The organism is Massilia sp. WG5 (genome assembly GCF_001412595.2).
GTDB lineage: Bacteria > Pseudomonadota > Gammaproteobacteria > Burkholderiales > Burkholderiaceae_D > Telluria.
Genome location: NZ_CP012640.2, coordinates 1,071,954 through 1,086,047, shown reverse-complemented (window position 1 = coordinate 1,086,047; position 14,094 = coordinate 1,071,954). Strand labels below are relative to the sequence as shown.

Sequence of the window (14,094 nt, the reverse complement as noted above, 5' to 3'; positions counted from 1 at the left end):
TTACGGGCTGGATTCCGTCTCGCCTAGATCGACCACCTCGCCTGTGACCCTCAGGCTGGCTGAACGAAACGCCTTTCCTCGCCTCGGCTGAGGTACGTCGCCGCTGCGGTTGGCGGTCGGCGAAGCCAGCTAGCCGCTCCATCTAATCTAACGTCAGCGCAGTGCATGCGGGCTGGCCGGTCACTCGGTTCGCTTTTGGTCGCGTGCATGCGCCGGGAATTGAAAAGCGCTGCCTGGAACGCGAACGCGCCTAAGCCAAGCGGCGTACCGATCGCCTGACGGGTTCCCCCGTCCGCGCCATCCGTGGACAGTTAGGATTTCGTCGCAACATTGAGGAAGATTTCATGCACCAGCGTGTTTTTTCAACGCACACCGCCGACAGACAGAGGCGCCTGCAGGATGCCGGCACTTCCCTAGTATCCGCCGGGCGGGCGCTGGCGGTATCAGGCTTCATGCTTGCGGCGTTTGCCCCTTCTGCGTTCGCTCAGGCAGAGGCCACGATGCAGTCCCCATCTTCAGACGGGGTCGACAAGCTACTCGTCGTGTGGTTCGTACTGACTGGCCTGACCATGGCATACCTCGCGTGGGATCTGTTCACCCGCACGCCAGCGATGAAAGTCATGAAGTGGGGCTGGCTGCTGGTCGCTGTTTATACCGGTCCTGTCGCCTTTATCGTTTATTGGTTCTCCTGCCGCGAGCCGGAACCGGGTACACATGAAAAATTCGTGTCGCCGCAGTGGAAGCAGACCGTGGGTTCAACCATCCACTGTATGGCAGGAGACGCGACCGGCGTCATCATCGCGGCGGCCCTCACGAGTCTGCTGCATACGCCGATGTGGCTGGACTCCCTGGTTGAATATCTGGCCGGCTTTTTCTTCGGCCTATTTATTTTCCAGGCGCTGTTCATGAAGGACATGCTGGGTGGAAGTTACTGGGGAGCCGTGCGTGCGACTGTGCTGCCGGAATGGCTGTCGATGAATGGTGTGATGGCGGGCATGATTCCTACCATGGTCATCCTCATGTCGCACGACATGGCCGCGATGCATCCAACCTCCATTCGCTTCTGGGGAATCATGTCGCTCGCGACCCTGGTCGGCGCGATCCCGGCCTATCCAATCAACTGGTGGCTGGTCAGCAAAGGGTTGAAACATGGCATGGGCACCGAGCGAGTACTCGGCCGCGGCGGCGCACCTGTGCCAGAGCCGGAAGGGGCCGAGCGGGATATGGTGCACGCCGGACATGCGCAACACAAGGCGTCCGTGGACCAGATGCCAATGGGTCATCGCATGGGTACGTCGCCGGGCAATACTGGCATGGGACCCACGCACGGAAGCGGTCGTGGGTCGGAACACCAGCCCCCAGTGCCTGCCAGCAGCAAAGTCATCGTGTCCATTTTGAGTTTGCTGGTGCTGGCCATCGGCATCCTGATCGCCGCCGTCTACGGGGATTTTTCCATGAGCGCGGGAACAATGGACAGTGAGGCATCAAAAGAACGCCCTATGGTTGGCATGGAAGCTGACATGCGAACCAGGGCAGCAACGAATTCGTCACATCATTAAAGGGGAAACTTCATGCAGCAATATGTTGTTGGGGAGAACGCTGTGAATCGCTGGCGACGGCGGATCTTGCAGGGTGCAGGGGCCGCCGCAGCACTGGGCGGCCTAGCGCCTGCGAGGCTACTGGCCGCTAGCCAGACGCCACAGCCGATTTTACGCGGCACCGAATTCGACCTGGAAATCGGGCCCACACCGGTCAATTTCACAGGTTCGGACCAGGTCGCTACCGCCGTCAACGGCCAGGTACCAGCGCCTATCCTGTACTGGCGCGAGGGCGACACGGTCACGCTGCGCGTGACGAACCGATTGCCGGTCACGAGTTCGATCCATTGGCACGGTATTCTGGTGCCGAACGAAATGGACGGGGTGCCCGGCATCAACTTCGCTGGCATTCCTCCTGGGCAGACTTTTGTCTATCGCTTCCCGGTGAAGCAGAGCGGCACTTACTGGTACCACAGTCATTCCGGCTTCCAGGAGCAGAGCGGCCTGTATGGGGCGATTGTGATCGAGCCGAAAAATGGTGAGCGGGTCAAGGCCGACCGAGAATACGTCGTTATGCTGTCGGACTGGGTCGATGGCGACCCAGCCAAGGTCTTCCGTAAGCTCAAGAAGATGAGCGACTTCTTCAACACCAATCAGCCGACCGTTGACCAGTTCCTCAGCGACGTTCGCCAGAACGGCCTGGCAGCTGCTGTCGACAAGCGGAAGATGTGGAACCGGATGCGGATGTTGCCAACCGACTTCAGCGATGTCGCCGCAAGCCGCAACCTGGGCGTGTCGATGGCTTACCTGATCAACGGGGCGCCTGCCGACAAGAACTGGACCGCGCTGTTCCGGCCAGGCGAGAAGGTCAGGCTTCGCTTCATCAACGGAGCGGCAACGACGATCTTCGACGTGCGGATTCCAGGTCTGAAGATGACGGTCATTTCGGCGGACGGACAGGACGTCGAGCCGGTGGCGGTGGACGAGTTCCGGATATCTGTCGCCGAGACCTACGATGTATTGGTCGAGCCATCCATGGACCAGGCGTACACCATTTTCGCCCAGTCGATCGGGCGCTCCGGCTTCGTGCGGGCGACGCTGGCACCGCGATCGGGCATGTCGGCCCCGGTGCCGGAAATGGATCCGCCGCAATGGCTGGCCATGCAGGACATGATGGGCGCGATGTCGATGCCGGGCATGGGCGGCATGGACATGAGCCAAATGCAGGGACAGGGTGACATGCAGGGTATGAGCCATACGCAGGGCATGGGACAGATGTCCGGTATGGACCAGAGCGCAGCCGTATCTGGTCAGGGAAAGGAATCAAAGTCACAACACGACATGCAGTCGATGGATGGCATGAAGAACATGCAGGGAATGTCCCATGGCTCGATGAACGGTGGACAAATGCAAATGCCGATGCAGCACGCTGGTCACGGGGATGCCGGTACTATGCCGATGGCGCAAGGCATGCCGCCCAAGGTCACGCACGCGCGTACAGAATATGGGCCCGGCGTCGACATGCACGTCGACATGCCGAGGACCAACCTGGACGATCCAGGGGTCAACCTTCGGAATAACGGCAGGCGGGTGCTCACCTATGCCGACCTTCGCACCATCGGGGGGCCGATCGACGACCGGGCGCCGACGCGCGACATCGAACTGCACCTGACGGGCAACATGGACCGTTTCATGTGGTCGTTCGACGGCCAGAAGTTTTCGGAATCGAAGCCCATCCACTTTCGGCAGGGCGAGCGGCTGCGCATCGTGCTGGTGAACGATACGATGATGACCCACCCGATCCATCTCCATGGCATGTGGAGCGAGCTCGAATCTCCAACCGGCGAGTTCCTGGTCCGCAAGCACACCATTAACGTGCAGCCAGCCCAGCGCGTTACCTATCGCGTGACGGCCGACGCCCCTGGTCACTGGGCGTATCACTGCCATCTGCTGTACCACATGGAAGCAGGCATGTTCAGGGAGGTAGTCGTCTCATGAAAACCGGAATGACAAAAAGACATTCAATCGGCGCGCTGCTAATCCTGAGCCTCGCGACGGGAGGCATTGCGTCTGCTCAGGCAAGCGACCCATCGAAAAATGCTGGGACTGGCCAAACATCGAGCACGAGTCAGTCCGGGTCAATGGAGGGAATGGATCATTCGCAGATGGGACATTCACAAATGGACCAGTCCCAGATCGATAAGCCTAAGACAAACAAGGCTAAGACGAAAAAGCCGAAGAAGGCGAAATCCAAAGCGGAGCAGTCCAAGGCGGAGCAGGCCCAAATGGACATGTCGCAGATGGACCATGCGCAAATGGACCACTCGAAGATGGGCCAGACCCAAACGAACCAGCCCAAGGCAGGGCCGCCCCAAATGGACATGTCGCAGATGGACCATTCGCAAATGGACCACTCGAAGATGGACCAGCCTCAAACGACCCAGCCGAAGCCGGAGCAGCCTCAAACGGACATGTCGCAGATGGACCATGCGCAAATGGACCATTCGAAGATGGGCCAGACCCAAACGAACCAGCCCAAGGCAGGGCCGCCCCAAATGGACATGTCGCAGATGGACCACTCTCAGATGAACCATGCGAGCGGTCAGCCGACCCAAAGCGCAACGACGTCGCCTCAACAGGGTATGGCCGGCATGGCGCATTCGATGAGCGGCACGGATCAGGGCATGAAGATGGGCCCGATGCAGGGAGGCAGTCCACCGCCGGACGCACGTAACCCGGACGCCTATGCCGAAGGAACGACCTTCAGGAACCTGCCCGGCAACGAAATGCACGACGAGATGCCCTTCGGCCGGGTCCTGCTCGACAAGTTCGAATACGCCAAGGGCGACGGCGAGCAGGGCCAGAACCTCGACGCCGAAGCATGGTACGGGAACGACTATAACAAGGCATGGTTCAAAGCCGAAGGCGAGCGGCGTGGCGGCCAGCTGCAGTCCATGCGCACGGAGGCCCTGTGGGACCGTACCTTCGCCACCTTTTGGAGCACCCAGCTTGGGGTTCGCCATGACACCGGCGGCGGCGATTCACGCAACTGGCTGGCCTTCGGTGTCCGTGGCCTGGCGCCTTACTGGTTCGACACGACGGCCACCGCCTACTGGTCCGGTGGAAGACTCGCCGGGCGCTTTGATGTTCGATACGAACTGTTGTTCACACAACGGCTGATTCTCGAGCCCGAGATCGAGGCCAACCTCTACAGCAAGGCGGACCCGGCCAGGGGACTGGGCAGCGGCCTGTCCGATATGGAGCTTGGACTGCGCCTGCGCTACGAGATCCGGCGCCAGTTCGCGCCGTACATTGGCGTGACCTGGTCCCGCAATTTCGGCGGCACCGCTGATTACGCACGGGCGCAAGGAGAGCGAAACAAGAGCACGCAGATCGTCGCTGGCGTACGCGCCTGGTTCTGATCAAAAAGCAGGGCGGCCATGATCCGTCCTGCGCTTTCCAAAGGGTGTCTTCAAGGGGCAATTCCAAACCATTCAAGGAGAACATCATGCAACAACAGTATCAATCGTGTATCGAAGCCTGCAATGCCTGCGCCGACGCCTGCGATATGTGTTCCACGGCCTGCCTGCAGGAAGACGACGTCAAGATGATGGCACGCTGCATAGCGCTCGATATGGACTGTGCCCAGATCTGCCGTCTGGCTGCCGCCTTCATGGCACGGGGCAGTGAATTTGCCGGCGCACTTTGCCAGCTCTGCGCCCAAGTCTGCCAGGCATGCGGCGACGAGTGCGCCAAACACCAGATGCAGCATTGCCAGGACTGTGCCGCCGCATGCCGGCGCTGTGCGGAAGAGTGCCGGAAAATGAGGGCGGGTACCGCAGCCTGAACATTCGCGGCAGGAACCTCGTTGAGTTTGCGTTCGCAATAACAACGCCGGTCCCGCAGGAAGCGGGTATGGCGAATACGAAAGGAACTGCAACATGAAATCCACACTAGCCTTCACACGTAAGCTGGTTGCCGGTTGTGCCGTCACGATGGCGGCAACCGCCGCACACGCAGACATCACGGTCTTTACGGACCGGGCGGCCTTTCTCAAGGCGGTGTCGGGCTCCGCCACCGACACCTTCGACGACCTGACGATGACGGAAACGGCCGGCCCCTTGAAGCGCATGGCGGGTCCCTACGGCTACCAAGTAAGCGCGGCTACCAGCGATGGTGGCTTCTATCCGTCGGGAGCTGGTAGTGACATCTGGCTGAGCGGGACGATGTCCAGCGACGTCATCACCTTCAACGGGTTCTCGTCCGGCGTCTTCGGCTTCGGCGGGAACTTCTTCGGTACCGACTCGTTCGGCGCTTTCATGCCGGACCGCACCGTCGTGCTGAGTGCCGTGTCGGGTGCGGACAGCGAGACGTTTACGTTGTCGAATGCTTCACAGAACTCGTTCGTCGCGTTTCTGTCCGACCACCCGCTCAGCTCGGTGTCTTTCCAGAACATGGAAAACGACGGCACTGTGTACTGGGCAACCGCCAACAACGTCGTACTTGCGGTGCCCGAGCCGGCAACCTGGTCGATGCTGGTGGGGGGACTTGGGATTGCGGTGCTGGCACGGCGACGCAAGGGGCGATCGCGGCAGACGACGACTGTGGCGTAAAACTGGCATGACAACCAAACAGGAGAGAAAAATGAACCGACCCTATCTGGATTTCACGCAAGCCGCAGCGCCGGCCTCGCGCTTCCGCACCTTCGCCACGCGCGCCGTCGCCGGTTTGGCGCTGGCAGCGATCGCTGGCGCGGCATCCGCCAACGGCCCGGGCCGCGGCGCGACCGCCACGTTTGAAAAGAACTACCTCGTTTTCATCATCGATCACCATTACTCGGCACTGCGGATGACCGAACTGGCGGCCGGGACGGACACGCAACGTAACGCGCCAGTCAACAACCCGGGCGAGGGCACGTCGCCCACTCCGGGCTACGCCGCAACCATGGCCAAGGCTAGCGACGATCAGATCCGCTCGATGTCGCGCCAGGCGAATCGTACCCAGCGGGAAGAGATCATGAAAGCGCAGCGCATGCTGCGCGAGTGGTACGGAATGCAGCACGAGCCTCAGCTGACACCTGACGGTCAGCGCATGATTGCGATGCTCGAAAGTACTCCGGCCGGCGCCCAGTTCAATCAGACTTTCCTGCGCTCGTTCAGCAACCATCACCTTAGCGCGCTGTCGCCGAGCTTGTCCTGCCAGGTGAAGAGCGACATCTCGCACGGAGAGCTGCAGCGCTATTGCGAGGACATCGTCGTGACCCAGAAGAATGGTATCAATGACATGCGTGAAATGCTCTGTAAAAAATATTCGGACTGCGGCTTCGTGCCGGCCACCGGGGACAAGCGCAAGGACCAGGACTTCTGATCCGCCAAGCCTGTAGTAGCGAGGCGTGTGGCGCCGTTTGACTAGAAACCGGCGCCATATTTGTAATTATCCTCAACCTGAAAAATTGCAGAAGTAACGCAATTGAGCATACCTGATCGACTTATGATTACTATGAAAAGTTTAGCCCGACCCATTGCATTGTTGGTTGGCGCTGCAGTATTCGGCCTCATGATCGCAGCAATCTATATCTACGCTGGCTGGTATAACATCGGTGCCGATCGCCCGCACTGGAGCTTGACCACAGCAGTCATCGAAACTTTGCGTGAACGTTCTATCGAGCGACGTGCGGCCGAGATAAAGGTGCCCAACCTCACCGATCAGCAGCTGATTCTAAAAGGCGCTGGTCAGTACGCGGCCATGTGCACGCAGTGCCATCTGGCACCTGGCAATAGCAGTTCTGAGATCAGGCCCGGACTGTATCCTCGTCCGCCCGACCTTTCCAAGGTCCGTATCGATCCACGCGTCGCTTTTTGGGTAACCAAGCATGGGATCAAGATGAGTGCAATGCCAGCTTGGGGTACCGGTCATGACGACGCGACGATCTGGAGCATAGTCGCATTTGTGACCAAATTGCCCGACCTGGATGCGCAAGCCTACCGCGAAATCGTGGCCAAAGCCCCGCCAGATGAGGAAATGGAATCGATGGAACACGATGCCAAAAACTCCCCTGGTCAACACTCAGCAGTTACTGACGGGTGGTGAGTCGACAGCGCATCAACATGGTGGGGAAAAATAACCGCGGAGCCCGGCGTTATGGCATGTCATTCGCGAGGGCTGACTTTCAAACATTAACAGAGTCAAAAGTCATCGGCAATTACGATTTCACGAGGTGAGCCGGTCCACGACGAAATGATGTCGATGGCGAACTGACGCAGCACGTGTTAGTTCGGCCCGAGCGTTCGCCGACGTTTGAATGGGAGTACAGCTGTGATGACCGATATTCCACATGAGATTAGCGTAATAACGCCTATGCAGATAATGATGAGCCCAGTGAATTCAAGATACAGCAGCAAATTCGGTTGCTGCATGAGCGGCATATGCAATAGCGACGTACAGGCTCCAACAAGCAGCATGGCTACTGGAAGATGGCAAAAAAAGGTGAATGAAGCTGCTTCTCTGACCCGGCTGACACCGCCGGCCATGATGGTGATGAAAAAACGTCTGGATTTTCTTCCTGTTTTGTCACGGGATACAATGCACAGGCAACAATAGCGAAACTTACAGCGACAAGAAAGTAGGGATACTCAACGACCCAGTGAGCGCCGGGTGGAAGAATCGCATCCATATGGAAAACGATAAGCCTTGAAGTGATTAATGCACCGAGAAACAACGCAATCGATCCAAGGACAGACGGTTTTAAACGACGCACCCCGCTTAGCACGACAACTGCAATGCCAAGCAGCCAAATAGAAAACCACATTAGAAATTTGTTGGACATGACCGCGACCGTCGCAACGAACAGCAATCCGCGCGTGTATTGTCCGTACGGCCTGCGAAGCCGTACTGTATATAAGAAAATGATGAACAAAACAAGGAACCAAAAAAGGTAGGACAGCAGGTAGAGCGTGCTGTTGCTTCCAAAGGTAGGAACAATAAAGGGTTGTAGCAGGAACAGCTTTCCAAGCATTGAAGAGTAGGTAAGCGATAGTTTGCTTAATTGGGGAAAGCCCGTGTACACGGCGGAACAATTAAAGAAACGAACGCCAATTACGTCCAAGACCGCTCCAAGCATGATGCCCGGTAGGGCAACTCGATAGATTTCAGCTAACCGGTGCGGAACGACTACGTGGTTTATTATTTTCTCTGATCGGTTATCGAGCATGATGAGTCCGGTCACGATTCCATCGACAAGAAAAAAAACTGCGAACGATTCATGATCTAGCCCAGTAATGAAATAAAAGGCCTTTGAGAGAACGTTTTTGGCCTCCACGGCATCATACGGGACAAACAGCAGAAACCTGACGTGATACATTAACGCAATGATGGCACTTGTCCACTGTGAGCAAAGCAAAAAGGTGGCGAACCGGCCCTTCATATCCAGTGTCCTCATGGTCTCCGCGTCTGACAAGAGCGCGCGTGATTTACGAATCACACACCTAAACCAATGGTCGGGATCGCAGCTTAGCCTCCGAGAACTGCAATAATGTGCTCGTCGCTGCGTAGGAAATTGTAAATTCTTCAGCGACTGCTTCATTTGAGGATGCGCACAATGTCGCATTAAGACGCTGGCGGCCTACTAGTGCTTTTTCTGCGAGAGTGGCATTTTTAAAACTTCAGGCGAGATAAATTCCATTGGTTAAATATCCTCCTCTGCAACGTCGTTGTCGCAAGTTTTACCCCTGAGAAAACGAGGCACCGGTAACGACAAACGGTACTGCTTGCCGCGGCATGGTCTTGAGATGTTGTGGAGACATAGGAAACTTGGCACCGTGTCATTTCTGGTTCTGGTTGCTAGCGCACAGACGAAAAGCCCAAGTAACATATCCTGTAGACATTGCACGTTGTGATTTGTGTTAGGTACGCCGGTAAGTTCGCGGACTATCGTGCTCTGTTTGTAGTGCACCATTCCTTATCAACCATCGGAGGCAACATGAAAACTAAACCCGTTTCCCGCACAAACTCCCTCATCGGCTTACTGGTTACCGGCATCCTGGTAGCCTCGGCTGCTTTGGCTAGCGCGACAGCAGCGTCTGCTCAATCGATGGCAGGCATGCAACACGATATGAAGTCGACGGCTTCTGATAGTTCCATGAAAATGCATATGACTATGCAAGAAAACCAAAAGAAGATGAACGACATGCAGATGTCCGGCGACATCGACCGCGATTTCGCGATGATGATGCGTGCCCACCATCAGGCTGGCATCGACATGGCAAAAGTCGAAGCTGAATCCGGCAAAAACCCAGAGATGGTCAAGGAAGCGAAGAAAATCATCGCATCGCAACAGAAGGACATCCAGAAGTTCGACTCCTGGCTGCAAAAGCACCCGAACAAGTAGCCGCTGTTCGCGAAGCAGGCGCTGCCACGGGAACTGGAACGCGGTTATTCTTCGGCAGAACTTTGGCCACAATGAACGTTTTCGTGCCGCCCGACGAACCGTGGAATCCCCCCTCGGTGGGAGCGCTTGGTCAGTTCAAGCGTTATGCGGTCGGACTTGCAGTAAGACGCGGCGAAGAGTCAAAAAGGCGAGGCAAAATTGCCTCGCCTGACCCAACAATACAGGCCTACGGAGAATTTCAGGTCAAGTGCAAGCGTTATTTGACGGTAAAGGCGAACTCGCCTTTTGCCTTGTGACCGTCATGGGTCATGGTCGACCATTGGATGTGGTACACGCCGGCACGCAGGGCCGGCGCCGGGGCCATCATCGTTCTGGCATCGGCCCCATCGACCTTCGCGGCCGCCAAAGGCACATCAGTATTGCTGGCGTCGGTCAGCTTGATCTTGCTGAACGCGGGCTCGAGTGCCTCGTTGAACTTGAGCCTAATCTCCTTCGGCGCATTGTCCAGCGTGGCGGCCGCTTGCGGCTCGGAGGATTCAAGTTTCGCGTGCGCCTGGGCGCCGGCGGTGGTGACGGCGGCGATCGCGAAGGTACTGGCAAGCAGGATATGTTTGATGGGCATTTAGGTGTCGGTCGAAAGAAGTGAGTTATTGAGAGGCGGCCCCGGTGGTTGGGCGGGGCCGCCGCAGCGTTAGCCGGGTTTACTTAGCGGTCTCGAGCTTGGTTACGGTCAGGCTTCCGTTCAGATTTTCTACACGGAAGTGGATGTTGTCACCGGCCTTGACCTGATCGAGCATCGAGGGGTCCTGGACCTTGAACGCCATTGTCATCCCAGGCATGTTCAGGTTAGTCAACGCCCCGTGCTTGATCGTTAGTTTCCCGGTGTCCCTGTCGACTTTCTTGATCTCGCCAACGGACAACGCCGTATCGGCGGAATTCGGGGTAGCGCTTGCCATGTCGTGGCCGGCATGTTCTTGCGCTTGGGCGTTGACGTTGGCTCCGGCCATGAAGAGCGCCGAGGAAACGGCAACCGAAGCAAGCAAATTGAAATAGCGAGTCATTTCAGCTCCTTAAAAAAATCGATCAACGGATTACTGATGTGGACGGCAACCGGCCCTTAATTGTGGTAGTCGTCGTTCAGCAGCAGGTACAGGCGCGCCACTTCATTGCCGTGCATGGTAATCTTCTGGCCATCGTTGGTTTCCATGACTTCTCCATCCGACATATAGACTGCGCGGCCAAACTTGTCCTCCATCGCCATCTTACCGTTCTCAAAGACGTGTACGGTGGAACCTTCTTTCAGCGGAATTGACTGTTTAACGCCGTCGAGACCAAATGCGAAAACCGTGGCCGACACGGTGGCAAGAACAGCGGTGGCGATCAACTTCTTCATTTCAAACTCCTTTTGTTTAAGTCCAGGTTCGTCAACAGATGCAGCCATCGTATCGCCCCCTACCCAACGCCAAGGTGACCCGATCCTTACAGTTTCGTAATGGACGCGCCATAATCCAAGGGGTGGGGCGCCCCTAACCTGATCCTGACACGCGGATTACATTTTTGTCAGGATCAGAGGGGCCGCCGCGCCACAGGCAAAATGCACTGCCATTCCCTTTAACTGATGCGGTATTCAAATGAAGCTTTTGATCGTCGAAGACGAGCTGAAAATGGGAGACTACCTTCGGCAGGGCCTGACCGAAGCGGGCTTTGTCGTTGACCTTGCGCGAGACGGAACGGATGGCCTGCATCTGGCGCTCACGCAGCCGTATGACCTGGCGATCCTCGACGTGATGCTGCCCAGGATGAACGGGTGGCAGATCATTCATGGCATTCGCCAGGCGGGCAAAGAGATGCCCGTGCTCTTTCTAACCGCAAAGGACGACGTCGAGGATCGCGTCAAGGGGCTCGAGCTGGGCGCCGATGACTACCTGGTCAAGCCTTTCGCTTTTTCAGAACTGCTGGCGCGCGTCCGCACGCTGCTTCGGCGCGGTGCAAAAGGCAAGGAAGCGGAAGCGCTGCGCGCGGCCGACCTCGAACTGGATTTGTTGCGCCGGCGCGCCACGCGTGCGGGGCAGAAGATCGACCTCACTTCGAAAGAGTTTTCGCTCCTCGAGCTGCTGCTGCGCAGGCAGGGCGAAGTATTGCCCCGTTCCTTGATCGCTTCCCAAGTTTGGGACATGAACTTCGACAGCGACACCAACGTGATCGAGGTCGCGATACGACGCCTGCGAGCAAAGGTCGACGATGGGTTCGAGCTCAAGCTGATTCGTACTGTGCGCGGCATGGGGTATGTGCTGGAGACAAACGCGTGACGCTCTTGGCAAGCAAGTCGCTTACTCTCCGCTTGACGCTTCTATTCGCGACCGTTTCCGGCGCGGTCCTACTGGTCCTCGGCGTCGTCGTTGGCCGTTTGGTCGAGCAGCACTTCGTTGAGCTGGACAAGGAACAGCTCAACGGGAAACTTGAACTTGTAAGACACGCGCTGGCCGAGATACGCTCTCCGGCCGAGGTGAATGGACTACGGCAGCGGCTCGACGCGGCGTTGATCGGGGAGCATGAACTGATTGTCCGTCTCAGCAGTGCCGATGGCCAGCTCCTGTATGGGAGCGACGAGGCCGACTTGCTTGGGCAACGAACGGTCGGCGCCACGCCGGATGCGCTGCGGCTGGTGACGGGGAGCGATGGACGCTCTTTGCGCCTGTTATCAGGTCACGCTGCTCTCGGAGGGGCAGGTGGGCCAAGCGTCGTCGTGGAGGTCGCTACCAGCCTGCACCACCATCAGGCGTTCATGGCTTCATTCCAAGACGCTCTGTGGATCACAGTCGGCATCGCGGCATTTGCCAGCGGCGTCTTGGGCTGGGCTGCCGCGCGCAGCGGGCTGGCGCCGCTGCGCAGGATCAGTCGTGATGCGGCGAAGATTACGGCGGAGCGCCTGGACCGTCGCGTGCCGGTCGCCGCTATTCCGGTAGAGCTGGCGGAAGTCGCACAAGCAGTGAACCAGATGTTGGAGCGGCTACAAGATTCCTTCCGCCGTTTGACCGAGTTCTCATCGGACCTTGCACACGAACTGCGCACCCCGGTCAGCAATCTCCTAACCCAGACCCAGGTGGTTCTCGCGCAGCCGAGGAGCGGTGACGATTACCGAGACGTTCTCGCTTCTAACGCTGAAGAGTATGAACGGCTGTCACGCACAATTGCCGACATGCTGTTCCTGGCAAAGGCTGACAACGACCTGCTGGTTCCCGAACGAGAGCGCGTCGACCTGCGTGCGGAGGCGGAGGCGCTCATCGAGTTTTACGGGGCGCTGGCAGAAGAAAAGTCAATTGCACTCGAGGTGGAAGGAGCAGTGCACGCGACCTGTGACCGCCTCATGCTCAGGAGAGCGATCGGCAACCTCTTGTCGAATGCTTGTCGCCACACTCCTGCAGGAGGGCGCGTTACCATTGAACTGGCTGGGCCGAAAGCAGGTGTGGCAAGCATTATCGTCCGCAATACCGGCGAGACCATTCCGTCGGAGCATCTGCCACACCTCTTTGAACGCTTTTACCGTGCCGATGCCTCCCGTAAGCGGGACGCGGAAGGGGCCGGACTGGGACTGGCGATCACGCGTTCGATCATGCGTGCCCACGGCGGGGGCACAAGCGTCAAGTCGGCTGACGGTGAAACCGCCTTCGAATTGCAGCTGCCGACCTGACAATCGTTTGACTGGGGCAGCCTAGGTGCCAGCGCAGGTCATTTGGTGACGTGACCCTACATCACGTCCGATCGACGCTGTAAAGTGCAGTGGAAGTAAGTAGAAGGGAGACCAGTATGCACTCGCCGGAGGATTTCGACAATCTAACGATTCTTCTTGGACTAGCTGTGTCAGCTTGCGTTTTGGCGACGGTGCTTATTTTTCTTTTGTGGCTTCGACGGGAGAGAAAGCGCAAGTCTCGCAACGCCACTAAGCGTGTAAAAGGTGTACGGCCGATAGCGAAGAAGCGGCCAAAGTAGCTGTTGTCCTGAACGATCTTGACCCATCTCTTTGGCTTGATCAGCGACACCGCATTATTTTGGACGGCCGTTATAACCGCTTGCTGTGGATCATGGAAGGTTCTTAGATAACAGCGCGATCGGAACGCTGCATGATCCCAAGACGGCACCTGAGCCAACTGCGGTTATCAAAGTCGGGTT

The 14,094-nt window shown here is 57.6% G+C and carries 14 protein-coding genes; 10 read left to right on the top strand and 4 right to left on the bottom strand.

The annotated features are described in order from the left end of the window. Positions 1-344 precede the first annotated feature (344 nt). From AM586_RS04695 to AM586_RS04665, 7 genes are all read left to right on the top strand, one after another. A complete protein-coding gene (locus AM586_RS04695; RefSeq protein WP_075791986.1) occupies positions 345-1,559 on the top strand; it encodes a DUF4396 domain-containing protein in 1,215 nt (404 codons plus the stop codon). A gap of 12 nt (positions 1,560-1,571) precedes the next feature. Next, positions 1,572-3,536, top strand: coding sequence for a copper resistance system multicopper oxidase (locus AM586_RS04690; RefSeq protein WP_047826662.1), 1,965 nt, complete (start codon positions 1,572-1,574; stop codon positions 3,534-3,536). Between the two features lie 182 nt (positions 3,537-3,718). Further along, on the top strand, positions 3,719-4,960 hold the full coding sequence (locus AM586_RS28745; RefSeq protein WP_229412952.1) for a copper resistance protein B: 1,242 nt from the start codon (positions 3,719-3,721) through the stop codon (positions 4,958-4,960). An 86-nt stretch (positions 4,961-5,046) separates the two neighbouring features. Continuing rightward, positions 5,047-5,385, top strand: coding sequence for a four-helix bundle copper-binding protein (locus AM586_RS04680; protein ID WP_047826663.1), 339 nt, complete (start codon positions 5,047-5,049; stop codon positions 5,383-5,385). A 94-nt stretch (positions 5,386-5,479) separates the two neighbouring features. Further along, positions 5,480-6,151 carry a PEP-CTERM sorting domain-containing protein gene (locus AM586_RS04675; protein WP_047826664.1) on the top strand — a complete coding sequence of 224 codons (672 nt, stop codon included), beginning with the start codon at positions 5,480-5,482 and terminating at the stop codon, positions 6,149-6,151. A 31-nt stretch (positions 6,152-6,182) separates the two neighbouring features. Next, entirely contained in the window at positions 6,183-6,905 is a 723-nt protein-coding gene (locus tag AM586_RS04670; protein WP_052234479.1) for a DUF305 domain-containing protein, read from the top strand. A 123-nt stretch (positions 6,906-7,028) separates the two neighbouring features. Continuing rightward, positions 7,029-7,628: a cytochrome c gene (locus tag AM586_RS04665; protein ID WP_229412951.1), complete on the top strand. Its 600-nt coding sequence runs from the start codon at positions 7,029-7,031 to the stop codon at positions 7,626-7,628. A gap of 373 nt (positions 7,629-8,001) precedes the next feature. Here the strand turns inward: AM586_RS04665 and AM586_RS04660 are convergent, their stop codons facing one another. Beyond that, entirely contained in the window at positions 8,002-8,976 is a 975-nt protein-coding gene (locus tag AM586_RS04660; protein WP_109370424.1) for a hypothetical protein, read from the bottom strand. Positions 8,977-9,516: 540 nt separating this feature from the next. Between AM586_RS04660 and AM586_RS04655 the strand changes: the two genes are divergently transcribed. Continuing rightward, complete coding sequence (locus tag AM586_RS04655) at positions 9,517-9,924, top strand: DUF305 domain-containing protein (RefSeq protein ID WP_229411137.1); 408 nt, start codon at positions 9,517-9,519, stop codon at positions 9,922-9,924. 256 nt (positions 9,925-10,180) lie between these two features. On the opposite strand, the gene copC is transcribed toward AM586_RS04655, so the two are convergent. From copC to AM586_RS04640, 3 genes are all read right to left on the bottom strand, one after another. After that, a complete protein-coding gene (gene copC, locus AM586_RS04650) occupies positions 10,181-10,546 on the bottom strand; it encodes a copper homeostasis periplasmic binding protein CopC (protein ID WP_052233710.1) in 366 nt (121 codons plus the stop codon). 79 nt (positions 10,547-10,625) lie between these two features. Beyond that, positions 10,626-10,985 (bottom strand): copper-binding protein, encoded by a 360-nt coding sequence (locus tag AM586_RS04645; RefSeq protein ID WP_052233711.1) that lies wholly within the window; start codon positions 10,983-10,985, stop codon positions 10,626-10,628. 56 nt (positions 10,986-11,041) lie between these two features. After that, on the bottom strand, positions 11,042-11,317 hold the full coding sequence (locus AM586_RS04640) for a CopK family periplasmic copper-binding protein (RefSeq protein WP_052233712.1): 276 nt from the start codon (positions 11,315-11,317) through the stop codon (positions 11,042-11,044). Positions 11,318-11,555: 238 nt separating this feature from the next. Between AM586_RS04640 and AM586_RS04635 the strand changes: the two genes are divergently transcribed. Continuing rightward, positions 11,556-12,233 (top strand): heavy metal response regulator transcription factor, encoded by a 678-nt coding sequence (locus AM586_RS04635; RefSeq protein ID WP_052233713.1) that lies wholly within the window; start codon positions 11,556-11,558, stop codon positions 12,231-12,233. Then, positions 12,230-13,615 (top strand): heavy metal sensor histidine kinase, encoded by a 1,386-nt coding sequence (locus AM586_RS04630; protein ID WP_052233714.1) that lies wholly within the window; start codon positions 12,230-12,232, stop codon positions 13,613-13,615. The genes AM586_RS04635 and AM586_RS04630 overlap by 4 nt, the downstream gene beginning before the upstream one ends. Positions 13,616-14,094 lie beyond the last annotated feature (479 nt).

Coding starts and splice junctions, on each gene's coding strand:
- AM586_RS04645 (WP_052233711.1), bottom strand. CDS start 10,985: ATGACTCGCTATTTCAATTTGCTTGCTTCGGTTGCCGTTTCCTCGGCG.
- AM586_RS04665 (WP_229412951.1), top strand. CDS start 7,029: ATGATTACTATGAAAAGTTTAGCCCGACCCATTGCATTGTTGGTTGGC.
- AM586_RS04635 (WP_052233713.1), top strand. CDS start 11,556: ATGAAGCTTTTGATCGTCGAAGACGAGCTGAAAATGGGAGACTACCTT.
- AM586_RS28745 (WP_229412952.1), top strand. CDS start 3,719: ATGGACCAGTCCCAGATCGATAAGCCTAAGACAAACAAGGCTAAGACG.
- AM586_RS04695 (WP_075791986.1), top strand. CDS start 345: ATGCACCAGCGTGTTTTTTCAACGCACACCGCCGACAGACAGAGGCGC.
- AM586_RS04660 (WP_109370424.1), bottom strand. CDS start 8,976: ATGAGGACACTGGATATGAAGGGCCGGTTCGCCACCTTTTTGCTTTGC.
- AM586_RS04670 (WP_052234479.1), top strand. CDS start 6,183: ATGAACCGACCCTATCTGGATTTCACGCAAGCCGCAGCGCCGGCCTCG.
- AM586_RS04640 (WP_052233712.1), bottom strand. CDS start 11,317: ATGAAGAAGTTGATCGCCACCGCTGTTCTTGCCACCGTGTCGGCCACG.
- copC (WP_052233710.1), bottom strand. CDS start 10,546: ATGCCCATCAAACATATCCTGCTTGCCAGTACCTTCGCGATCGCCGCC.
- AM586_RS04655 (WP_229411137.1), top strand. CDS start 9,517: ATGAAAACTAAACCCGTTTCCCGCACAAACTCCCTCATCGGCTTACTG.
- AM586_RS04680 (WP_047826663.1), top strand. CDS start 5,047: ATGCAACAACAGTATCAATCGTGTATCGAAGCCTGCAATGCCTGCGCC.
- AM586_RS04690 (WP_047826662.1), top strand. CDS start 1,572: ATGCAGCAATATGTTGTTGGGGAGAACGCTGTGAATCGCTGGCGACGG.
- AM586_RS04675 (WP_047826664.1), top strand. CDS start 5,480: ATGAAATCCACACTAGCCTTCACACGTAAGCTGGTTGCCGGTTGTGCC.